This window comes from Ruegeria sp. AM4 (assembly GCF_056540665.1).
In genome coordinates, this window is sequence record NZ_JBQFXD010000004.1 from 37,845 (window position 1) to 59,494 (window position 21,650).

The 21,650-nt window shown below is 57.3% G+C and carries 15 protein-coding genes; 7 read left to right on the forward strand and 8 right to left on the reverse strand.

What is annotated here, in order from left to right; translation table 11 throughout:
- Positions 1-9 precede the first annotated feature (9 nt).
- Positions 10-2,445 (reverse strand): GcvT family protein, encoded by a 2,436-nt coding sequence (locus ACR0JA_RS09865; RefSeq protein WP_480573466.1) that lies wholly within the window; start codon positions 2,443-2,445, stop codon positions 10-12.
- Between the two features lie 189 nt (positions 2,446-2,634).
- On the opposite strand from ACR0JA_RS09865, the gene ACR0JA_RS09870 reads away from it, so the two are divergent.
- Positions 2,635-4,158, forward strand: a complete 1,524-nt coding sequence (locus ACR0JA_RS09870; RefSeq protein WP_480573468.1) for a trimethylamine methyltransferase family protein — start codon at positions 2,635-2,637, stop codon at positions 4,156-4,158.
- 19 nt (positions 4,159-4,177) lie between these two features.
- Here ACR0JA_RS09870 and ACR0JA_RS09875 read toward each other — a convergent pair whose 3' ends face one another.
- Positions 4,178-5,152, reverse strand: a complete 975-nt coding sequence (locus tag ACR0JA_RS09875) for a LysR family transcriptional regulator (RefSeq protein WP_480573471.1) — start codon at positions 5,150-5,152, stop codon at positions 4,178-4,180.
- Between the two features lie 192 nt (positions 5,153-5,344).
- Here ACR0JA_RS09875 and ACR0JA_RS09880 point away from each other — a divergent pair, with 192 nt between their 5' ends.
- The 5 genes from ACR0JA_RS09880 to ACR0JA_RS09900 all read left to right on the forward strand — a co-directional run bounded on the left by ACR0JA_RS09880 (position 5,345) and on the right by ACR0JA_RS09900 (position 11,824).
- A complete protein-coding gene (locus ACR0JA_RS09880) occupies positions 5,345-7,891 on the forward strand; it encodes a vWA domain-containing protein (RefSeq protein ID WP_480573474.1) in 2,547 nt (848 codons plus the stop codon).
- Between the two features lie 133 nt (positions 7,892-8,024).
- Positions 8,025-8,309: a hypothetical protein gene (locus ACR0JA_RS09885; protein WP_480573477.1), complete on the forward strand. Its 285-nt coding sequence runs from the start codon at positions 8,025-8,027 to the stop codon at positions 8,307-8,309.
- 97 nt (positions 8,310-8,406) lie between these two features.
- On the forward strand, positions 8,407-8,733 hold the full coding sequence (locus ACR0JA_RS09890) for a hypothetical protein (protein ID WP_480573480.1): 327 nt from the start codon (positions 8,407-8,409) through the stop codon (positions 8,731-8,733).
- 263 nt (positions 8,734-8,996) lie between these two features.
- A complete protein-coding gene (locus tag ACR0JA_RS09895) occupies positions 8,997-10,061 on the forward strand; it encodes a phosphatase PAP2 family protein (RefSeq protein ID WP_480573483.1) in 1,065 nt (354 codons plus the stop codon).
- A 77-nt stretch (positions 10,062-10,138) separates the two neighbouring features.
- Complete coding sequence (locus ACR0JA_RS09900) at positions 10,139-11,824, forward strand: hypothetical protein (RefSeq protein ID WP_480573486.1); 1,686 nt, start codon at positions 10,139-10,141, stop codon at positions 11,822-11,824.
- A 7-nt stretch (positions 11,825-11,831) separates the two neighbouring features.
- On the opposite strand, the gene ACR0JA_RS09905 is transcribed toward ACR0JA_RS09900, so the two are convergent.
- Positions 11,832-13,442: a tetratricopeptide repeat protein gene (locus ACR0JA_RS09905; RefSeq protein ID WP_480573489.1), complete on the reverse strand. Its 1,611-nt coding sequence runs from the start codon at positions 13,440-13,442 to the stop codon at positions 11,832-11,834.
- A 392-nt stretch (positions 13,443-13,834) separates the two neighbouring features.
- Between ACR0JA_RS09905 and ACR0JA_RS09910 the strand changes: the two genes are divergently transcribed.
- The gene (locus ACR0JA_RS09910; RefSeq protein ID WP_480573492.1) at positions 13,835-16,627 is read left to right on the forward strand and encodes a bifunctional aconitate hydratase 2/2-methylisocitrate dehydratase; all 2,793 of its coding nucleotides are present in this window, start codon (positions 13,835-13,837) and stop codon (positions 16,625-16,627) included.
- Between the two features lie 48 nt (positions 16,628-16,675).
- On the opposite strand, the gene ACR0JA_RS09915 is transcribed toward ACR0JA_RS09910, so the two are convergent.
- Genes ACR0JA_RS09915 through cyoA form a run of 5 tightly spaced genes read right to left on the reverse strand, consistent with a single transcriptional unit; the run spans position 16,676 to position 21,505 of the window.
- Positions 16,676-17,386, reverse strand: coding sequence for an SURF1 family protein (locus tag ACR0JA_RS09915; RefSeq protein WP_480573495.1), 711 nt, complete (start codon positions 17,384-17,386; stop codon positions 16,676-16,678).
- Positions 17,383-17,739: a cytochrome o ubiquinol oxidase subunit IV gene (gene cyoD, locus ACR0JA_RS09920; protein WP_480573498.1), complete on the reverse strand. Its 357-nt coding sequence runs from the start codon at positions 17,737-17,739 to the stop codon at positions 17,383-17,385. The genes ACR0JA_RS09915 and cyoD overlap by 4 nt, the downstream gene beginning before the upstream one ends.
- Positions 17,736-18,377 (reverse strand): cytochrome o ubiquinol oxidase subunit III, encoded by a 642-nt coding sequence (cyoC, locus tag ACR0JA_RS09925; protein WP_480573501.1) that lies wholly within the window; start codon positions 18,375-18,377, stop codon positions 17,736-17,738. The genes cyoD and cyoC overlap by 4 nt, the downstream gene beginning before the upstream one ends.
- On the reverse strand, positions 18,377-20,410 hold the full coding sequence (cyoB, locus tag ACR0JA_RS09930; RefSeq protein WP_480573504.1) for a cytochrome o ubiquinol oxidase subunit I: 2,034 nt from the start codon (positions 20,408-20,410) through the stop codon (positions 18,377-18,379). The genes cyoC and cyoB overlap by 1 nt, the downstream gene beginning before the upstream one ends.
- Before the next feature lie 33 nt (positions 20,411-20,443).
- A complete protein-coding gene (cyoA, locus tag ACR0JA_RS09935) occupies positions 20,444-21,505 on the reverse strand; it encodes a ubiquinol oxidase subunit II (protein WP_480573506.1) in 1,062 nt (353 codons plus the stop codon).
- Positions 21,506-21,650: the final 145 nt, after the last annotated feature.

Here is a 21,650-nt window from a genome sequence, read left to right on the forward strand (position 1 = left end):
CGGCAGTCGTCAGCTCCGCATGCGTTGGTGTTGCGGGTCATAAGGTGAGGATGCAATGACCTCGGCCCCGACCAGCTCGCCACACATATCCAGATGCATTTTGCTTCCGATTGCTGCCAGATTGGGTTCGATAAAGGCATAGGCCAAATTCATGTCGGTGCGATGGCCCCAATCACCCGAGGTCACGGTGCCAACGACCGCATCGCCCTTCATCAGCGATGCCCCGCCATGGGCCGGCGCGTGAGTCGCATCAATCTTGAGCGTCACCAGTTGTTTTCGCACACTGCCAGCCTGACGCTTTATCAACGCCTGTTTGCCAACAAAGTCTTCTTTGCCGAGGTTCACAAATCGACCAAGCCCGGTTTCAAATGGGTCGAATTCGGTGAGGATATCCGCCTTCCAGTGCAAGAAACCCTTTTCCATGCGCATCGACTCGACGGCGCGGGCACCGAACAGACGCAGCCCGTGCACCTCACCTGCCTTTCGCAGCGCCAGATACGCGGCATATAGCGACGCGTTGGGTACGTGGATTTCATAGGCCAGTTCGCCCGAGAAGCTGACACTCATGACAGTCGCGGGGGCAAAGCCGACAAAGCATTCGCGGACCGACAGCCATGGGAAGGCCTCTTTCGACCAGTCGCCGCGCGAGCACGCCGACAGTACGGCGCGCGCCTTGGGTCCGGCAAGAACCAGGATGGTCTGATCGTTGGTCAGACTACGGATCTGCACATCCTCATCGTCGCGCATATGCAGGGACAGCCAGTCCATGTCGTGGTAATCGCTGGCGGCAGCCGACCCATACCAGATGCGGTCCGGTCCACGGTCCGAAGCGGGCAGGTTTGCCACGGTCGCCTCGGCCTTGATCATGCCGTGATTGTTCAGCAGATAGCCCAACCCAACCCGACCGTCGCGTTTGGTGACTGTGCCGCAGAACATCCGGTCAAGAAAGCTGTGGCGGTCAGTGCCGGTGATCTCGAAGCGGTTGAACCCGTTGACTTCGCATAGGCCGACGTTTTCCTGCACATTTTTCACATCGGCAGCGATGACGTCGAACGCCTCGTCGAAATTGAAGCTGAGCGTTGGATGGAAATCGGGCGTGGGTTTGATGTAATCCATCCGCTCCCATCCATTGACCACAGTGAACTCAGCGCCTTCGGCGGCCAGGATTGGTGTCAAAGGTGTAGTCTTGGCCGGACGGCCAGCGGGTCGGTGTTCATGGGGAAAGTGAAACCGGAACTCGTTCTGATAGTCCTCGATCGCTTTCAGCGAGGTCAGTTCCACATTCGTGTGTCCGGTGAACCGGCGCGGGTCCAGACACCAGGTGTCATAGCAGGCCTCGCCATGGACGATTTGTTGCGCCAACAACCAGCCATGACCGCCACCCTCGCCAAGTCCCGCGCGCAGGCCGATGATGCAGAACGCATTGCGCTTGCCCGGGATTGGGCCGACCAGAGGCGCGCCGTCGATCGTATAGGTGATTGGCCCGTTCACGATGGACCGGATGCCGGTCTCTTCCAGTGCAGGCATCCGTTCGAAAGCCCCGGCCAAAACATCCATGACTCGGTCCAGATCGTCGGGGCACAGCGCGTTGACAAAGTTCGGGTCAATCCCGTCCATGCCCCAGGGTTTGCAATCTTGTTCGTAGAACCCGACCAACAACCCGCCCTTTTCCTGTCGACTGTAATAGTCACTGATCGGGCAGCGCAGCAGCGGCATCCGGTGACCGGCCTCGGCAATGCCCGGAATATCCTCGGTCAGAAAATACTGATGCTCCATTGAGGCGACCGGATGGTGGACACCCATCATCGCGCCGACTTCGTTCACCCGGTAGCCGCAAGCATTGACGACAATGTCGCAGTCGATATTGCCGTGCTCGGTGTGAACTGTCCACGTATCGTCCTTGTGTTGGGTCAAAGCCGTGACAGGTGTGTTCCGATAGACCTCGGCCCCAGCCTTGCGCGCGTGATAGGCCAGCGCCTGACAAAGCTGCGCCGGGTCGATGTCGCCGTCCAGCGGGTCCCATAGCCCGCCAAGCAGGTTTGTCGTCGAAATCAGGGGGTGACGCCGGGCGCATTCCTCGGCGTCGATGACTTCGAACTTGACCCCCATACCGCGCGCCATCGAGGCGAAATGGCGATAGCCTTGCATCTGCCCTTCGGTATTGGCCAAGCGAATACCGCCATCTGCATGGTGGTAGTTTATCGGGTATTCCGGGTTTTCGGACAGAGTCTTGTACAAGTTGATCGAATGGGTTTTCAGCCCGACCATGGTTTGGTTCATGCCGAAATTCGTAACCTGCGCGGCCGAGTGCCATGTGGTGCCACTGGTCAACTCATTGCGTTCGACCAGAACCACATCGCTCCAGCCTTCCTGGGTCAGGTGGTAGAGTGTCGAGCAACCGGCGATGCCGCCGCCGATAACAACCACTTTGGTTCGGGTTTTCATGACAAGCGCCCTTTGGAAATCGTTTTCCGAGATAGGTTCGCAAATTTGGTTACGCCGCAAGTGAACAGGCAATAATCCGAGAAAATATGAATAGATATTCGAGAAAATGAGAATATAGAAGCAATGCTTGCGTTTGAAGGGGTTGGCCCGCTTGAATTTCCTACAGATCAAGTTTGCTAAAGGGCCAAAATGACGGGACAGCGCGGAAAACGAGGCGGGCGCAAGGAGCGGGTGGCACAGCGCGCGGCGAAGCCGGTCATAGACCCTTGCCCACCAGGCCAGATTGGTGGGGCGTACACACCTCTCAGCGAACATGATCTGAGGCGCATCTACGACACCGCACTGGATCTGCTTGAAAAACTTGGGGTCGGAGACGTGCCGGATCGGCTGCTTGCAGATTTGCTGGCAATTGGCGCAACCGACAACGGGCAGGGGCGGGTGCTGTTTCCACCTGCGTTGGTGGAGCAGGCCATCGATCAGGCCGCCAAGACATTCACTTTGCATGGTCGCGATCCGGAACGCTCAATCGAGGTGGGCGGAAACACGGTGCATTTCGGGACCGGTGGCGCTGCGGTGCAGACGCTGGATATGGACAGCGCGCTTTATCGACCGTCAACCTTGCAAGACCTGCATGACTTCACCCGGCTTCAGGATACGCTGGCCAATGTCAGTTGGTTCACGCGCTGTTGCGTCGCCACGGACGTTCCCGACAATTTCGACCTGGACGTGAACACGGTTTTCGCCCTGTTGAAAAACACTACAAAGCCGACGGCGACGTCGTTCACTCTGGCCGAACATGTCGCTCCGATTGTCGAGATGCTGGACATTGCGGCGGGTGGTCCGGGCGTGTTTTCCAAACGTCCATTCATGAAGGCCCATATAAGCCCCATGATATCGCCGATGCGCTACGGCGAAGATGCGGTCGATGTGGTTTACGAATGCATTAGATACAACATCCCGATTTCGTGCATCACGGCGGCGCAGGCCGGGGCAACGGCCCCAGCAACGCTTGCGGGATTTCTGGCGCAATCGCTGGCAGAAACGCTGGCCAGTCTTTTGATGGTGCACGCCATCCAACCCGGATTTCCCATGGTCTTCTCGAACTGGCCATTGGTGATCGACCTGCGGACAGGTGCATTTTCCGGCGGCAGCGGTGAAACCGCCGTATTGAATGCGGCATCGGCACAGCTGTCGAACTGGCTGGGTCTGCCCTCGGGCGTGGCCTGTTCAATGACCGATGCCAAAGCAATCGACGCTCAATACGGAATGGAAAAGGGTATCACTTCGATGGCCGCGGCGCTGGCGGGTGGTAACCTGATCTACGAAAGCTCGGGCATGACCGCGTCTTTGCTTGGGGCCAGTTTCGAAGCCTTCGTGTTGGATGATGAGATGCATTCCAACACCTATCGCGCCTTGCGCGGCATCGAAGTGACCGAGGAAAACCTGGGCTTTCAGGCCGTTTGTGATGCGGTTTTGGGGGACGGTCATTTCCTGGGCGGGCAACATACCTATTCGGCGATGGAACGGGACTATTTCTATCCTATCCTTGCGGATCGTGATGAACCGCGCACATGGGCGGAAAACGGGGCCAAAGACGCTTGGTCACGTGCCCGAGAGAGGGCCCGCGAGGTTCTGCGCAATCACAACCCGGCCTATCTGACCCCCGAACAGGAAACACAGATACGGTCTCGTTTCAACATTCTGCACCCCTAATCCGAAGCTGCGGCGAGGTTCAGTCTGCAAGCCGAAAACTGTCTGCCAACCACGGATAGGCCTTATGTTGTGACGACAGGGCGTGATCTTTGATCAAGGCCCGCATTTTGCCATCGACCAGATCCAACAGCGATCTGGAGCAATCCGGCGTCGCAACGATGGCCAAAGTGCGCGCAAAGCTCTTGCCGGGAAAGCGATGCATGCGCAGCCTGGGTTGAAACCGCTTTGCCCGTGCAAATAGCAGCGGCGTGGTAATCGTCCACCCGGCACCGGCGGCGACCATGGCCATCAGCGTCTGATTGTTGCTGCATTCGAAATTCGAGGACGGCGTTAGCCCGAGGCGACGCATCTGCGACTCAATTTGCCGGGCAATAATCAGAGAACTGGAAAACCGCAGAAAGGGCAGCTTGCTGCGTCCTTCAACAACATCTGACAGCGATTGTTCGTTCATGTCGGGCAGTACCATGACAAATGGATCGCGTAACAGAGGTCGGTCAATAAGATCGCGCATGGCGTTCTCGGGCGTCGTGGTGATGGCCAAATCCAGATGCCGGTTACGCAGCATCTCTAAAATCGCGTGACTGGAATCTGTGTGGTACATGAAATCACAAGAGGGCATGTTTTTGGACAGATACACCGCCAGTTCCGGGATGATGTCACTGTCGAAATCCTCGATACTGCCGACCCTGAGGTAGCTGGCATCGGCAATCGAGCCGGCCGAGGCTTCGGCCTTGGCTTTACGAATGGCATATAGCGCATCGTCGATATTGCGAAGAAAGGCGCGTCCTTTTGGGGTCAGCACCATGGGTCGGCGCGCATGGTTGAACAGCTCGACCCCAAGGTGATCTTCTAGGTTGCGCAGATGATGTGACACCGTGCTGATCGTCAATCCGGTTTCTTCGGACGCCGCCTGAAGCGAGCCGTTATGGGCGCAGATCTGGAACAGTTCGAGCCATTTGAGGCTCAGGTCTTTTGGGGCCGAGTTGCGCGACATCAATCGGTATTCCCTGCATATAAATTAGAATTTCTAGGAAAAAGAATAACAGAACTTCGGAAAACTTGCAGTTTCTTGCTCTCTGAATTGTTGTCAATTGGATCCAAGCACGCCTGCGGTCCGGATATTGGCGCAACGTCATTTGTGTGTTTCAATTCGTTCGATTGATCAAATGAGTTTCAGGAGTCTCCCATGCGCCGCAGGGTCTATTGTAGCATCGCGCTGTCCACCGCATTACTGACTGCCTCGGCAAGTGCAGCAGATGAAAACGTGATGGTGGTGTTTGACGGGTCAAATTCGATGTGGGGCCAGATTGACGGGGTCGCCAAGGTCGAGATTGCGCGTGGCGTCATGGAGAACCTGCTGGGTGACTGGGCCGAAAGCCGCAATGTCGGGCTTATGGCCTATGGTCACCGTCGCCGGGGCGATTGTGGGGACATCGAGGTTCTGGTGCCCCCGGGTCAACAGTCGCGGCAGGCTATTCTGGACAGGATCAACGCGATCACGCCAACCGGAAAGACCCCGCTGACCGACGCGGTCGAGGCGGCCGCAAAAGCACTGTCCTACACGGACCAGCCTGCGACTGTGGTGCTGATTTCCGATGGCCTGGAAAGCTGTGAGCGCGATCCCTGCGCGCTGGCGCAGGCTTTGGAAAAAGGTGGCGTCGGGTTCACCGCGCATGTGGTGGGCTTTGGTTTGGGCGCAGACGAAGACGCAAGCTCGTTGGCGTGTATCGCCGAGAACACTGGCGGTGAATACATCACTGCCAGCAGCGCCGAGGAACTGGGCGCCGCGTTCAGCACCGTCGCAAGCGCAGTGGCGCAGCCTGTACCCGAACCTGAGCCCGAGCCTGAACCAGAGCCAGCAACGCAGCAGGTGAACGTCGACGGTCCCGATACGGCCGTCGGAGGTGCGGATATTCAGGTCACATGGGATCCGACGATTGCGGAAGGCGATTACATCAACATTGTTCCCGTCGGCACCGATCCTGGAACCTTTGGAAATTATGTTCGCGTTGGAAAGGCCACCGAGGTCAGATTGCCCGCCCCCGGCAGCGAAGGGCTTTATGAAATCCAGTATCTCAACAATCAAAGCAAGGACGTTCTGGGCACAGAAACGCTCGAGGTGCTCAAACCGGTTGTCGAGTTGACGGCAGATGACACCGTGGCGACCGGAGCCCGGTTTGCGGTTTCCTGGTCACCAACGATCAACAAGCGCGACTATGTCGCGATTGTCCCGGCGGGATCCGACCCTGGAACGTTCGGTAACTATCAGGCGGTCGGCAGCAACACCAAAACATCGCTGGTCGCGCCAGCCGATCCGGGGCTTTACGAGCTGCGTTATATCCTGAACGTCGACAAACGCACTGTTGCGACGCTCCCGATTGAGGTCGCGTCGGCGACGGTGGTTTTGCAAGTGCCGCAGGCTGCCGCGACCGGGGCTGCGTTCGATGTTGGCTGGTCGGCGGCTGTCAGTTCTCAGGACTATATCAACATAGTCCCGGTCGGCACTGATGAAGGCAAGTTCGGCAATTACATCACCGTGCGAGATACGACCAAGGGCACATTGAAAGCCCCGGCGGAACCCGGCATGTATGAGGTCCGCTATGTTTTGCGCGAAGGCAACCGCACGCTGGCTGCAGAAATGATCGAGATTACAGCGCCGCAGGTGACTGTATCCGGTCCTGATCAGGTTGTGACAGGCGCCAAGTTTGATGTGAGCTGGACGGGTGGCGTGCATGTTCAGGATTATGTCGCCATCGTTCCGGCGGGTTCGGATGAAGGGGTCTATGGCAATTATTCCGTTGTGCGCGACGGCAGCAGCGCGGTGCTGACCGCACCTGCCGATCCGGGCCTCTATGAGCTTCGCTATATCCTGCGCGAAGGCGCCAGAACGCTGGCTTCGGCACCGATTGAGGTCACTGTGCCCGAGGTGACCATAACCGCGCCGGAAAAGGTTCTGGCGGGCGGAAAATTCGAGGTTTCCTGGACGGGTACCGTGAGCGCTCAGGACTATATCAACATCGTGCCGGTCGGGACAGATGAGGGCGTATTCGGAAATTACATCACCGTTCGCAATGCCAATCAGGGCGATCTGCAGGCCCCCTCCGAAACAGGCCTGTACGAAATCCGATACGTTCTGCGTGAAGGGTCGAAGACCATCGCATCCATCATGACCGAAATTGTCGAGCCGGAGGTGACGATCAAGGCGCCTCTGGAAGTGCGTGCAGGCGACAAACTGCGGGTGTCTTGGACCGGAACAGTTAGCACCAGTGACTACATCAATCTGGTGCCAATGGGCACGGAGGAGGGTGATTTCGGCACCTATTCTCAGGTCAGAAGCAACACGGAACTTGACCTGAATGCGCCTGTGGAAACAGGTCTTTACGAGCTGCGGTACCAACTGCGCGAAGGCAACCGGGTGATGGCGCGACAGCCAGTTGAGGTTCTTAGTGCGGACGCCGCACTGGATACAGGCGCAACTCTTGATGCGCCGGATACCGCCGCGCCCGGTGCCAGCATTTCTGTTGGCTGGACAACCGAAAGCCAAAGCGCCGATCAGCGCATCACTCTGGCGCGCGGCGAGCAGCCGATCTTTACCTGGATTTCCGCAGAGAAGATCAAAGGTGACGCGCCGCTGGAGCTGACTTTGCCCGACGAACCCGGAGTGTACGAGATCAGATTACTGGACCTTACCAACAAACAGGTTCTGTCGCGAAAGGTGATCAAGGTCGAATAGGCCTTTGATCTTTTGATAACCAAGGGCGCGGCGGGCTTACTGACCGTGCCCGATCCCTTCCGATCACGCAAAAATCACGCTGGCTTGTTACCTGATACCAAGCGGAATTTGGCTTGGAGGAAGGATAGCAGCCATGGGCAGCCAAAGTTACAACGCAATCAAAGCCGCGTTGTTTGATCATCTGGAGCAGGCCAGCGGGAAAAGGGTCGTCGACAACCACAAGGTGGAAACACATATCGGCGCGGATGCAGTCGATCTCGACGCGTTTCTGAACGACATCAACAACCTGCCGCGTTACCGGTCAGATGGTTTGTTTCTGACCTCGGCCAAAGTGCCCCCCGCAGCTAATGTAGATCAGCTTTTGACCGCCGTGGTGCAGAACTACCGTGATCGCGGCTGGTTGGTCACTCTGCCCTGAGCGCGCCCGATGACCTTTGCCTCCGACATATCCCCCGAATTGAACCGCGCATTTGAACCCCGTTCTTGCGCGTCAGAGAAATGAAAAGGAGAAGACGATGTTCAACCCTCCAAAATTGCGATCCTTCGTCAGCTGGATCAATCTTGAAAACCCCGGGCAATCCAAACTGATTGTCAGCGGAGAAGGCGAAATGCCCAGCGATACCGAGCGTCCGCATCTGTGCGTCAACATGGATCCGCGTACGCCACCGTCAACATTGGAACTGGATCTGACAATCCGGAACAACGGCGGTGCGGGCAATGCCAAGGACGAATATCAGCGCGTGAGGTTTGAAGCCCCGGCAGAGCAGGGGCAGTACGACAAGGTGCTGATCCTTTGGCAAAGTTCGGTACTGCTGGATCTGGATGTGCGTGAGACGCACTGAACTGTTTAAGGCCATGTTCGGGGTTCAACGAGTAAACAACCAGTCTGAGAACTGTTGTTTGCTGAACAAATCCCGGGCAATCTTTCGATACCGGCCACCAGGGCTCGGAAAAAAAAACGTCAAGTACCGATTAACCAGTAACGAGTTTTCATGTCATTCAACGCCAGACCCATGCACGTCGCCACGGACCGGCTTGTTGAGCACCAGCAAAACTCCCGCAAGCAATACACCTTTGTCTCGAACCTGCCAAAACGGAGAGTCTCATGCCCTTTGCTCAGTCTCAACAGTCCCAGCAATCCCAGCAGTCGCAACAATCCCAACAGTCTCAGCAGTCGCAACAATCCCAATCGGTTCCGTCGCTGAACCACGCAGGTGGTGCAAGCTCAGCTCATCTGAGTCATGCTTTGAACTCGGTGGGGCAAACGCTGCCGGTTGATCGCCCGGGCGATATGTCGTCATCGGCATCGGACGCAGACAAGGAAAGCCTTCGTCGGCTGCAACCCATGCACCGACATATCCTGTTGACCGCTGCTTTGTCGCGCGGACTTGGAATTGACGAAGCACGACCTGCGTCGGCTGGCGTGATGGTTCAGCTTGATGGCCAGAACATTGGACCGGATGCCCTGACCAGACCGGATCTTACGGCCTCGGTTCTGGACGCAATCAACAATCGCCGCTGGCTTAGGGCTGAACGTATCGGCGAGATAATCGAACAGCAGACAGATATTCTGAGCTTTCTGGCGCTGGCCTATCCAATGACCCGCGACACGCATCCGTTCACCATGGCGCTGCTTGATGCGGTGCTTGCTTCGGCGGGCAAGGTCGTGGTTCAGGCCAAATACAAGCTGAATGTTCCCCGCCCGGCGGACTGGTCGGCGGGCATGTCTCCGGTCATTCGTACGCCAGCCCATGGTGCAACACCCAGCGGCCACGCGACTGAATCCTGGGCTATGGCATACGCCATGGAGTCGCTGATTTTTGGGTGCGCCTCGCAAGAGTTGCGGTTGATTGCTGCCCGGATCGAGGAAAACCGTATCGTGGCTGGTGTGCATTATGAACATGACGGCTATATGGGTCGGCGTCTGGCCACCTATCTCGCCAAGATTTTTGCGGATCGGCTTGGTGTTTCGAATGCCGAACTGGACGAAACCCGTGACCCGGTATGGTCCGAGGCAGGGCAGGCGGGTCTGCTGGCCCAACCTGCGCGCCAGGTCGGGGCGCCGCATGCGCAACCCAATGCGCCCGCATTTACCAACCCGGGCGGCGTGCTTGGGGCCGCGATGGAACTGTCGCGCACCGAACTTGGCTTTCCTACAAGTCAGGAGTAAGCCCGGTGCTGCATTTTGAACCACTGAAAACGCCTGATCCCGCCCCTCGAAATCTATTGCCAGCCGGGTTGCCGTGCATGATTCCGGGGCTCGCCAAACCTGATACCGTCTCAAGCGTGTTTTTTCGCACCAAGTCAGGCGAATTGTTTATCGAAGAGTTTTATCCGCACCCATCGGGAATGGACCCGTTTTGTATTTTGTGGCCCAGCATCGATGCTGCCCATGGCCAAGCGGACCGCAATGCGCCCATATCTCTTGGACCGCGGGTGCCGCGGTGCGCGGGCAGCGGGCAAGCTCTGACTGCTGATGCTCAGACCAAAGCCGACCCGCCGGAGTCGGATGATGTCGAGATCGGAATCATCGATGCTGGGATCGCGTTTTGGAACCCGGCATTCAGGGCCGAGGGTTCGGATGGCTCCTGCCGGTTCGCTTCGTACGGGGCATTGAAGCTGAAGGATAAGCAATTCGTCGGCGCAGCGCTTTCTTCGGCGGAGATTCAGCAATTCTGCGCGCGTGCCGACACCGCCAACCGCGCGGCGCTGGCGGTGAAATACCCCGAAAGCGTGTTCGGGGACACCGCGCGCTGGCCGCTGGTACGTCCGCAGGGATTGGCGCATGGCACTGCGATGACCGAAATGGTCCTTTCGACCGCGCCAAAGACCGCGCGTCTGCATGGGCTTGAACTTCCGGTGTCGGTCCTGCGCGATCTGACCGGCGGCCAGATGATTGCGTTGATGGAGATCGCCGTCCAGGCGCTTGCCGAGCAGGTTCGAAACGCCAGAAGACAAAGCGGTATACCGGACAAAAAAGGATGCCGACTGGTCGTCCTGATGGCCTTTGGTTTCATGGGCGGGCCATTGGACGGTACAGCCGGGGGCCTCAAGGGGTTGGAAGAGGTCGTATCGCGATACAATGATTATGGCTTTCAGCTCGAACTGGTTTTGCCGATTGGCAACCAACTTCAGGACCAGCTGCACGCGCGACTGACCAAGGGCGAGACCGTCGGCTGGCGCGTATTGCCGGACGATCATTCCGCCAATACGGTTGAGATCATTCGCGCCAAAGGTCCGGCAAACATGCGGATCGCGCCTCCGGGCGGAGTTTTTGTCGATATCCCGGACATGCGGGGCCTGTGCCGGATCGTGGTGAACGGTTTACCCGTCGGTGGTGCATGGACCGAGGACATAGACGGGGGCCGTGTTCGCACGCGAATTGCTCTGGTTCCGACGGCGTCGAGATACCCGCAGGTTCCGATCGCGCCATTTGGAAAGTGGCAACTTGCCTGCGACGACGTAAAGGCCGATTTGTGGATTCTGCGCGACGAAACCGGGTTCGAGGCGGATCCTTTTCAGCCGTCGCGTCCTTCGTGGTTCGAAGATCAGCGATACAACCGGTTCGACAAATACGGCATGCCTGCCCTGAAGGATGCCTCCCACCGACCCGGAGATCCGCTGTCTGTGGTTCGTCGTGACGGCAGCGCATCTCTGCTTGCGTCGTCCTCACATGACCGGATTTCCATCGTCACAGCGCTGCTGGGGGATGGGACATCTGCGCCTTATGCGAGCCTGTTGCCCGCTGGCGAATCTGCTGATCATAGTATGTCGCTTGCGGATAGGGCATCGGTAGGGATGGATTACGATCTGCAACCGATTGGTCCATTCCTGGGCCGGGCCGTGCTGGGCAATGGCGGCAAAGACAGGTTCCGTGCGGCAGGGACATCTCTGGCTTCAGCGCGGATGGCGGGAAAGATTGCCGGGATGTAGTCCCGGTTCAGTTTTCTTCCAAGGCGTCAATCAGGCCGAGATTGCGAAGGGTCATGACCGGATAATCGGGCTTGCTGAGGTCTGATAGCTCAAAGCCCGGCTCAAGCGCCGCCAGTTTGGCGGCGGCTTTTTCGGCAACGGCCATATCTTTCATCAACAGACTGGTCGCGATCAGGTATCTGAGCGATGCGCGATGCTGCGGGTTGTTGCTGTGCGCCTGGCGTACGGCCTCCTGCGCGGCGGCAAAATCACCTTGCGCAAGCGCGGTCAGACACAGTTCGAAGTCCCAGGCAAAGACATGGGACAACCCCTCGGCCGCCAACCGCGCGCGGCTGGTCAACGCCTGCGCGTCCTCGATCCGGCCCTGCAACAATGAGATGCGTGCCGCAGCTTGCAGGGCATAAGGGTTGCCGTCGTCGTTGTTCATGGCGTCGCGTGCCAGAGACTCTGCCCGGTCAAAATCACCGGTCACATCCATGGCGACGCGCGCGGCCAAGGCCGAGATCAACGCATTTCCGGGTCTACGTGACAGGGCCTCTTGCACCAGAACCTGAGCTTCTTCGGCCGCCTCCTGATCTCCGAATTCCAGCACGCGGGCGAGTTTGGCAAAGCCCAGCCATGCCAGAGCCACTGGCGCGCCTTCGCCGTCGACAAGACCCTTCAGATCGCGTTCTGCAGCGTGCACACGTTCGATGCTGGGATCATATAGCCGGGCCGAGGCACGGGACATGATCATCAAGGGCGAGTGGCTTATCTTGCGAAAAGACTGATATCGCAGAAGAATTTGCGCGATCGCGCGCGTCGCAAACGCGTCCAGTTCCACCCCGGCGGTAAATTCTCCGGCTTCGATCGGCAGTCTGATACGACCAGACCACAGAAAGCGCCGCTCCTTGTCCGCCAGCGCGCGCAGGTGAACCGCCCAATGACCAGCCTCGACCATCGAAACCAGTTCAATGTGAACGATTGTCGCCGCGCTTTCGATCCGTCCCGGCTCTGGCTCGACCTGAGTATAGATCTCCTCGGCACCTTCGGCCTCGAACCGCATCGATAGGGTATCCAGCAGAACCGTTTCAAAAAACCGCGCCATGCCGTCGGATTGATCCGCAGTGGCGCGGATTATGACAATGGTTCCTCCGGTTGCACCTGCGGGCTGCGTTGCAGTATCCGGGTTTTGCAACTCGCGCGCCCGTGCCGCGTCCTGCGCACGATAGTCCCGCAGCCAGTCCTCGAACGCGGGGTCAGGCGCGTTCACCAGTTCCAGCAGATTTTCTTTGCCCAGCATCGACGGTCTGTCGTCGATCTTTACTGCGTCGCACAACCAGACTTCGTGCTTGTTCGACTCGATCACCGGCCCGCAATCGGCAAGCCGAGCGCGTATATTCGCCAGTGCCCGCCGTAAACTGCCGGATGCTTTGCTGGGTTCGCTTTCGGACCACAACATCGACTGCAGCCATTGCCGGGACCGGCGCTTGTCGCGGCTGACCGCAAGCAGAGCGATGACCGCACGTTCCTTGCGATTGGATGGGGTCATGTCGCGATCGTGTGAACACAGGACCGTAAATCGACCGCGTGTGACGATCGTCACAGGTGAAACCGTTTTCTCCGCGTCGTCGATCATTCACCTACCCCGTACCACAAGTTACCACAATTGCAGAATAATCGCGTCGAGAAAATCGAGCATACAGTCGCAATGAGGTCAGCAGTTGGCCGAGCGGTAACATTGTTGTGATGATAAGCAAGTGAGATTATCACAGGCAGTGTCACTTATGTCTGCATTCGACTTGGAGTAGAGCGGCCCGGCTGCCCTTCGAAAATGCCTGCCATGGCCCGATCTTGGCGCGCAAGCTGCAATTCGCTTGGAATCGGAAACTAGGACAAGTTGCCGCTCTTGCGCATATTGCATTCGCGGCACAAATGGTATACCGCCGCATACAAATGGTGCTTCAGGGTCTGCCATCGCGTCAGATCCGACGCCCAAGCCCAATCTAACGCTGATACGTCGGGATAGCCATGAGCCTTTATCAAGATTACCTAACTGAGATCGAAACGCGCAAGGAACAGGGGCTGCACCCCAAGCCAATCGAAGATGGCGCGCTGACGCAGGAAATCATTGGTCAGATCAAGGATAGTGACAACCAGCATCGCGCAGAGTCGTTGAACTTCTTGATTTACAACACGCTGCCAGGCACCACCAGCGCTGCGGGGGCCAAGGCGGCCTTTCTGAAAGAGGTCATTCTGGGCGAAACGATTGTCGAAGAAATCTCGCCGACATTTGCATTTGAGCTGTTGTCACATATGAAGGGTGGTCCTTCGGTTGAGGTGTTGCTTGATCTGGCTCTGGGTGATGATGGGGCCACCGCTGAGCAGGCGGCCGAAGTCCTCAAGACTCAAGTGTTTCTCTATGAGGCAGATACCGACCGGTTGAAGACAGCGTTTGCCGATGGAAACTCGATCGCGCGGGATATTCTGGAAAGCTATTCAAAGGCCGAGTTCTTTACCAACCTGCCGGAGATTGACGACGAGATCAAAGTTGTCACCTATATCGCGGCCGAAGGCGATATCTCGACCGACCTGCTGTCGCCAGGCAATCAGGCGCATTCGCGTTCCGACCGCGAATTGCACGGCAAATGCATGATTTCGCCGCAAGCGCAGGTTGAAATTCAGCAGTTGCAGCAACAGCATCCCGACAAACGCGTGATGCTGATTGCGGAAAAAGGCACCATGGGCGTCGGATCATCGCGGATGTCGGGCGTCAACAACGTGGCTCTGTGGACCGGAAAAAAGGCCAGCCCCTATGTGCCGTTCGTCAATATCGCGCCGGTTGTGGCCGGTACCAACGGTATTTCGCCGATCTTTCTGACGACGGTAGGCGTGACCGGCGGCATCGGGATCGATCTGAAGAACTGGGTCAAAAAGCTGGACGAGGACGGCAATCCAATCCTGAACAACGACGGCGAGCTGATCCTGGAGCAAGCGTTCTCGGTCGAAACCGGAACCGTTTTGACCATCAACTCCAAGGACAAAAAGCTGTACAATGATGCAGGCGACCAGGAGTTGGTCGATGTGTCGTCGGCCTTCACGCCGCAGAAGGTCGAGTTCATGAAGGCTGGCGGATCTTATGCTGTTGTTTTCGGTAAGAAACTTCAGACATTTGCTTCGGAAACACTTGGGATCGAGTTGAAATCAGCCTTTGCACCGTCGCGGGAGATCTCGCATGACGATCAGGGCCTGACGGCGGTCGAAAAGATTTTCAACAACAACGCCCGCGGCGTTGCCCCGGGTAAGGTTCTGCATGCGGGCTCGGATGTGCGGGTCAAGGTCAATATCGTTGGTTCGCAGGACACGACGGGCCTTATGACCTCGCAAGAGCTTGAGGCGATGGCGGCGACGATCATTTCACCTTCGGTCGATGGTGCGTATCAGTCGGGCTGTCACACCGCCTCGGTCTGGGATGCAAAAGCGCAGGCCAACATTCCGAAACTCATGAGCTTCATGAACCGGTTCGGCCTGATCACCGGGCGCGATCCGAAGGGCGAATATCACGCGATGACCGACGTGATCCACAAGGTGCTGAATGACATCACCGTCGATGACTGGGATATCATCATTGGTGGCGACAGCCATACCCGGATGTCCAAAGGCGTGGCCTTTGGTGCGGACTCGGGAACTGTTGCGCTGGCCCTGGCGACGGGTGAGGCGACCATGCCCATCCCTGAATCGGTGAAAGTGACCTTTAAGGGTACGATGGCCGATCACATGGATTTCCGCGATGTGGTCCATGCCACGCAGGCGCAGATGTTGAAACAGTTCGGCGACAACGTCTTTCAGGGGCGCGTCATCGAGGTTCATATCGGAACCCTGTTGGCGGATCAGGCGTTTACCTTTACCGACTGGACGGCCGAGATGAAGGCCAAGGCGTCGATCTGCATCTCGCAGGATGACACCTTGATCGGATCTCTGGAACTGGCCAAGGGTCGCATTCAGATCATGATCGACAAAGGCATGGATAACGCAGCGGGTACGCTGCAAGGCCTAATTGATAAAGCTGATGCGCGCATTGCCAAAATCCGATCGGGTGCAAAACCTGCGCTGACGCCCGATGCCAACGCCGAGTATTTTGCCGAAGTCGTCGTCGATCTTGATGAAATCGTCGAGCCGATGATCGCGGACCCGGATGTGAACAACATCGACGTCTCCAAGCGCTATACCCACGATACGATCCGCCCGGTTTCCTATTATGGCGGCGACAAAAAGGTCGATCTGGGCTTTGTCGGGTCCTGCATGGTGCATAAGGGCGACATGAAGATCGTTGCCCAGATGCTCAGGAACCTTGAAAAGTCCTCGGGCAAAGTCGAATTCAACGCGCCACTGGTTGTGGCAGCGCCGACTTATAACATCGTCGATGAGTTGAAGGCGGAAGGCGATTGGGAAATCCTACAGCGCTATTCGGGCTTTGAGTTCGACGATCTGTTCCCCAAGAACGAGGCGCGTAAGGAATACGAAAACATCCTTTATCTTGAACGTCCCGGCTGCAACCTTTGCATGGGAAATCAGGAAAAGGCGGCAAAGGGCGATACGGTTCTGGCGACTTCAACGCGTCTGTTCCAGGGCCGCGTTGTCGAGGATTCAGAAGACAAGAAGGGTGAGTCTCTGCTGGCCTCAACCCCGGTTGTCGTCCTGTCCGCCATCCTTGGCCGCACTCCAAGCGTCGAGGAATACAAAGCTGCGGTTGATGGTATCGACCTGACCAAGTTTGCGCCTCCGATCGAAAAACCGGCTGGCGCCAGATCGGTTCACTTCTAAGTCTCTGTTCCCGTCCGTTCCTTTGGGTCGGGCGGGAGCCTGCGGGTCTCAGGGCCTTTCGCGCCGAACGGTGCGAATGACATACACCAGCGCGGCTGCGAACAGCGCGGCCATGGCGTACCAGGTCAAAGCATAGGACAGGTGCGGGTTGCTGAACCGGATGACGGTCAGGCCGCCGCGCGGCCAGGATTGCGCCGCGCCCTGGTGATCAGCGTCCAGAAAAAGGGGTAGGGTCGCGCCCAGTTTCTGGGTTTCGGACATCGCCAGAGTGTCGCGCGATACCCAGCGGTTTGAATTTGGGTCATTCCGCTCGAGCAATGTACCGCCAGCAACAGAAGGGCGCAGCAATCCTGTGACAGGTGTTGTTGGTGTGCTCCACTGGTCGGGGTTCTTCTGGTCCGGGGGGACAAACCCGCGATTGATCCAGAGAATGCCGCGATCCGTTTGCAGGGGCACCATCACCCAGTAGCCCGCCCCAATCTCGGTCACAGCCTTGACCAGAATAACGGCTTCGGTTTTGAAGCGGCCATCGACCGAGACGCGTTGATAGGCGTGTTCCTCTGGGTCGAACCGCGCAGGCAGGCTGGCCGGATCCGCAAACGCGCGCGTGTCAACGGCTTCGATCAAATCCAGCTTCCAGGCCAAACGGCGCATCTGCCAGTTGCCCAACAGGATGAACACTCCGATCATCACCACCGACAGCACCAGCAACAGAGCCGTAACCCATCCGGGCCGTCGGACGGTGGATCGGTTGGTCATGGCAGGTTGCGCACCCGCTCGATCTGCTCATGGGCGGGCATCATGTTTTCATCGAGATTAAACATGACCCAGATCGAGCCTGCCATCACGATGACCAACAACAAGACCGTCAGCCCCAGCGACATGGCCTGCCAACCCGCCTCGACCGTTAGCGAAACATGCAAGAAGTAGTGGATATGCACCAGCATCTGCGTGGCACCCATAGTGAAGATGACTGCGATCGCCCAGCCGGTGCTATCCATGACATCGCCCATCACCACCCAGAACGGGATCAGCGTCAGAACGACCGACAACGCAAAACCGATCATGTAGGATTTGAAGGTGCCGTGGCCCCCGTTTGCCTGATCGCTCATAGCAGGACCCCCGTGAGGTAGACCAAGGAAAAGACGCCGATCCAGATCAGATCAAGGAAGTGCCAGAACAGGCTCAGGCACATCACGCGGCGCTTGTTTTCATGGGTCAGACCGTGCTGTCCCAGTTGGATCAACAGGACGATCAGCCAGATGCTGCCCCCCAGAACGTGCAGACCGTGGGTGCCGACCAGCACAAAGAAAGACGACAGGAATGCACTGGCCTGCGGTGTTGCTCCGATATGGATCAGGTGGCTGAATTCTTTGAGCTCCAGATACAGAAAACACGCACCAAAGAAACCGGTGACGATCAGCCAAAGGACCGTTCCGCGCAGATCATCCATGTCCATCCTCAGCACTGCGAACCCGTAGGTGATCGAGGAAAACAGCAGCGCAAAAGTGGCGACCAGGATCATCTCGATCTCGAACAGATCCACGGGGGCGGGACCGGCGGCATAGTTCTGACCCAGCACCGCGTAGGTGGCGAAGAGGATGCCAAAGATCAGGCAATCGCTCATCAGGTAAATCCAAAACCCCAGCATGGTTCCGGTTTCGTGGTGATGTTCACCGTGATCATCCGCGTGGTGCGGGTCTTCCATCACGAAGAACTCTTTTGGCGTGTCGGTAGATGTGTCCGTCATTACTCCGCAGCCCCCGCCAGCTGTTGTGTCCGCTGGTTTTCGATATCGCGCACCTCATCCGCTGGTACGTAATAGTCGCGGTTATAGTTAAAGGTGTGCCCGATGCCGTAAAGCAGGGTGGCCGCAAAGCCGAGCACGGCCAGCCACCACATATGCCAGACCAGGGCAAAGCCCATGACCGTCAAGAACCCGGCCATGACGATACCTGTCGCGGTATATCGCGGCATGTGGATCGGCAGGAAACCGTCGGTTGGACGCACGAAACCTTCTCGCTTCATCTGGGCGAATGCGTCCAGTTCGTGGACACGCGGCGAAAAGGCAAAATTGTAGTATGGAGGCGGCGAAGAGGTCGACCATTCAAGCGTCCGCCCGCTCCACGGGTCGCCCGTGGTATCGCGTAACTCGTCACGTTTCAGGATAGAGACGATGATCTGGACGATGAAAGCGCCGATCCCGGCGGCTATGAACAACGCGCCCACGAGGGCCACGATGAAGTAAATGGAATAGAACGTGTCTTCGAATTGGCTAAGGCGTCGGGTAACACCCATAAGGCCAAGCACATAAAGCGGCATGAAGGCCAGGTAGAACCCGATCAGCCAGCACCAGAAGCTGACCTTGCCCCAGAACGGCGCAAGCTGAAAACCGAAGGCTTTGGGCCACCAATAGATGATGCCCGCGAAGATTCCGAACACCACCCCTCCGATGATCACGTTGTGGAAATGCGCGATCAGGAACAGTGAGTTGTGCAGGACGTAATCCGCAGGCGGTACGGCCAGCAGAACTCCGGTCATACCTCCGATCACGAAGGTCAGCATGAACCCCATAACCCACAGCATCGGCGTTTCGAACCGGATGCGGCCCTTGTACATCGTGAACAGCCAGTTGAAAATCTTGGCCCCGGTCGGGATCGAGATAATCATGGTGGTTATGCCAAAGAAGGCGTTCACATTCGCGCCCGCGCCCATAGTGAAGAAATGGTGCAGCCAGACCAGATAGCTGAGGATCATGATCACGCAAGTCGCATAAACCATCGAAGTATAGCCAAACAGGCGTTTACCGGTGAAGGTCGGAACGATCTCGGAAAAGATGCCAAAGATCGGCAGGATCAGAATGTACACCTCGGGGTGGCCCCAGATCCAGATGAGGTTCACATACATCATCGGATTGCCGCCCAGATCGTTGGTGAAGAAATGCGTGCCCAGGTACCGGTCAGCAGTCAACAGGGCCAGCGTGGCGGCAAGAACCGGGAAGGTCACAACGATCAGAATATTGGTACACAGCGTCGTCCAGACAAAGACCGGCATCTTCATGAACGTCATGCCCGGCGCGCGCATCTTGACGATGGTCACCACCAGATTGATGCCGGACAATGTTGTTCCGATCCCGGCGATGTTCAGCGACCACAGATAATAATCCATTCCCACACTGGGGCTGTATTCCAACCCCGAAAACGGTGCATAGGCAAGCCAACCAGCAGTCGAGAACTCTCCGACAAACAGGGAAATCATGATCAGGACTGCGCCGGACACGGTCAGCCAAAAGCTCAGATTGTTCAGGAAGGGAAAGGCCACGTCCCGCGCCCCGATCTGCAGAGGCATAACATAGTTCATGAACCCGGTGACAAAGGGCATCGCCACGAAGAAGATCATGATCACGCCGTGTGCGGTGAAAATCTGGTCATAGTGATGCGCGTTCAGATACCCTTCGCCGCCACTGGCCGCGAGGGCCTGTTGCAATCTCATCAGCAGCGCATCGGCAAAGCCGCGCAGCAACATGACCAGCCCCAGAACCATATACATGATGCCGATTTTCTTGTGGTCGATACTGGTGAACCATTCTTTCCACAAATATCCCCAGAGGCGGAAATAGGTCAGAGCGCCCACAACGGCCACGCCGCCCAGCGCGACGACGATAAAGGTGTATAGGATTACCGGCTCATAGAAGGGGAAAACGCCCCATGACAGTTTGCCCCAGAACGGATCAACTCCGGAAACATGGGCGATGCTGTCAGCGGCTCCGTGAGATAGCGACATTGCGTTATCTTTCCGTTTCTTGTTCGTTACAGGTCAGTCAGTGGCCGCCGGAGGAACCAGCGTCATCGCAGTAATGATTTCGTCCTCGCGGATACGCATGTCCGGCCGGATCATCGCCATCAGCGCACCCGGATTGTCGGCCGAGCAGATGCCGCGGAACATTTCGCGGTTCCAAAGCCCTTCAAGCCCGCCGCCACCCAAGGCATCAACCATCATCATGTCGTTCAGGCACAGGGCGTCGTCGTCGATGCAGAGATTGACGATCTTGTCCCACAATCCATCCTCGACCGAGTCGTAGTAGGTCACCGGGTGCGAAATGCTGGGCTGGTTTAGCTGCCCAATCGTCTCACGATCCAACGCAGAGCCTTGCGCGCGCACCTGTTCCACCCAGGCATCGAAATCGGCCTGATCCTTGCCGAGGAACTTGAACCGCATTTGCGAAAAGCCTTCGCCGCTATAATTGGCCGAGAACCCGTCATAGACGCCCGGCTTGTTGATCACCGCGTTCAGTTCGGTCTGCATGCCCGACATGGCATAGATCTGACCGGCCAGCGCCGGTACGAAGAACGAATTCATCACGGTTGTCGATGTGATCTCGAACTTAATCGGTCGATCGACGATGGCGGCAACCTCGTTTACGGTGGCGATCCCCTCTTCGGGGTAAATGAACAGCCATTTCCAGTCCATCGCCGAGACCTGAATCACCATCGGCTCAATATTCGGGTCAATCTCTTGCCCGTCGGAAAGTCGTGTCAGCGGTTGATACGGGTCCAGCCGGTGCGTTGCCACATAGGTTAGACCGGCAAGGCAGATGATGATCGCAAGCGGCACCGACCAGATGATGATCTCGAGGCTGGTGGAGTGATCCCAGTCGGGCTCATACGTGGCTTTCTTGTTCGAGGCGCGGTATTTCCACGCAAAGAACACTGTCAAAGCCATGACAGGTACGATGATGATCAGCATCAGGACTGTCGAATACAATATCAGATCGGCCTGCTGCATCGCCACGTCACCCGAGGGGTTCAGGACAACCATATCGCACCCGGCCAGAGTGATGATCGTTAGAAGGAGTGCGACGGAAACTGCGCGCTTCATTTCTTTCGTCTCATGGATCGGTTTTGGGATGAGGAATTGCTAAGCTGGCGAGACATTTGACGAACCTCTGCTTGCGTTACCTCTTGTGCAAGTTTTGCAGTCATGCTGCAATGCGACAAAAGATGACCCGCACAATTACCTTTGG

Coding starts and splice junctions, on each gene's coding strand:
- ACR0JA_RS09865 (WP_480573466.1), bottom strand. CDS start 2,445: ATGAAAACCCGAACCAAAGTGGTTGTTATCGGCGGCGGCATCGCCGGT.
- ACR0JA_RS09870 (WP_480573468.1), top strand. CDS start 2,635: ATGACGGGACAGCGCGGAAAACGAGGCGGGCGCAAGGAGCGGGTGGCA.
- ACR0JA_RS09875 (WP_480573471.1), bottom strand. CDS start 5,152: ATGTCGCGCAACTCGGCCCCAAAAGACCTGAGCCTCAAATGGCTCGAA.
- ACR0JA_RS09880 (WP_480573474.1), top strand. CDS start 5,345: ATGCGCCGCAGGGTCTATTGTAGCATCGCGCTGTCCACCGCATTACTG.
- ACR0JA_RS09885 (WP_480573477.1), top strand. CDS start 8,025: ATGGGCAGCCAAAGTTACAACGCAATCAAAGCCGCGTTGTTTGATCAT.
- ACR0JA_RS09890 (WP_480573480.1), top strand. CDS start 8,407: ATGTTCAACCCTCCAAAATTGCGATCCTTCGTCAGCTGGATCAATCTT.
- ACR0JA_RS09895 (WP_480573483.1), top strand. CDS start 8,997: ATGCCCTTTGCTCAGTCTCAACAGTCCCAGCAATCCCAGCAGTCGCAA.
- ACR0JA_RS09900 (WP_480573486.1), top strand. CDS start 10,139: ATGATTCCGGGGCTCGCCAAACCTGATACCGTCTCAAGCGTGTTTTTT.
- ACR0JA_RS09905 (WP_480573489.1), bottom strand. CDS start 13,442: ATGATCGACGACGCGGAGAAAACGGTTTCACCTGTGACGATCGTCACA.
- ACR0JA_RS09910 (WP_480573492.1), top strand. CDS start 13,835: ATGAGCCTTTATCAAGATTACCTAACTGAGATCGAAACGCGCAAGGAA.
- ACR0JA_RS09915 (WP_480573495.1), bottom strand. CDS start 17,386: ATGACCAACCGATCCACCGTCCGACGGCCCGGATGGGTTACGGCTCTG.
- cyoD (WP_480573498.1), bottom strand. CDS start 17,739: ATGAGCGATCAGGCAAACGGGGGCCACGGCACCTTCAAATCCTACATG.
- cyoC (WP_480573501.1), bottom strand. CDS start 18,377: ATGACGGACACATCTACCGACACGCCAAAAGAGTTCTTCGTGATGGAA.
- cyoB (WP_480573504.1), bottom strand. CDS start 20,410: ATGTCGCTATCTCACGGAGCCGCTGACAGCATCGCCCATGTTTCCGGA.
- cyoA (WP_480573506.1), bottom strand. CDS start 21,505: ATGAAGCGCGCAGTTTCCGTCGCACTCCTTCTAACGATCATCACTCTG.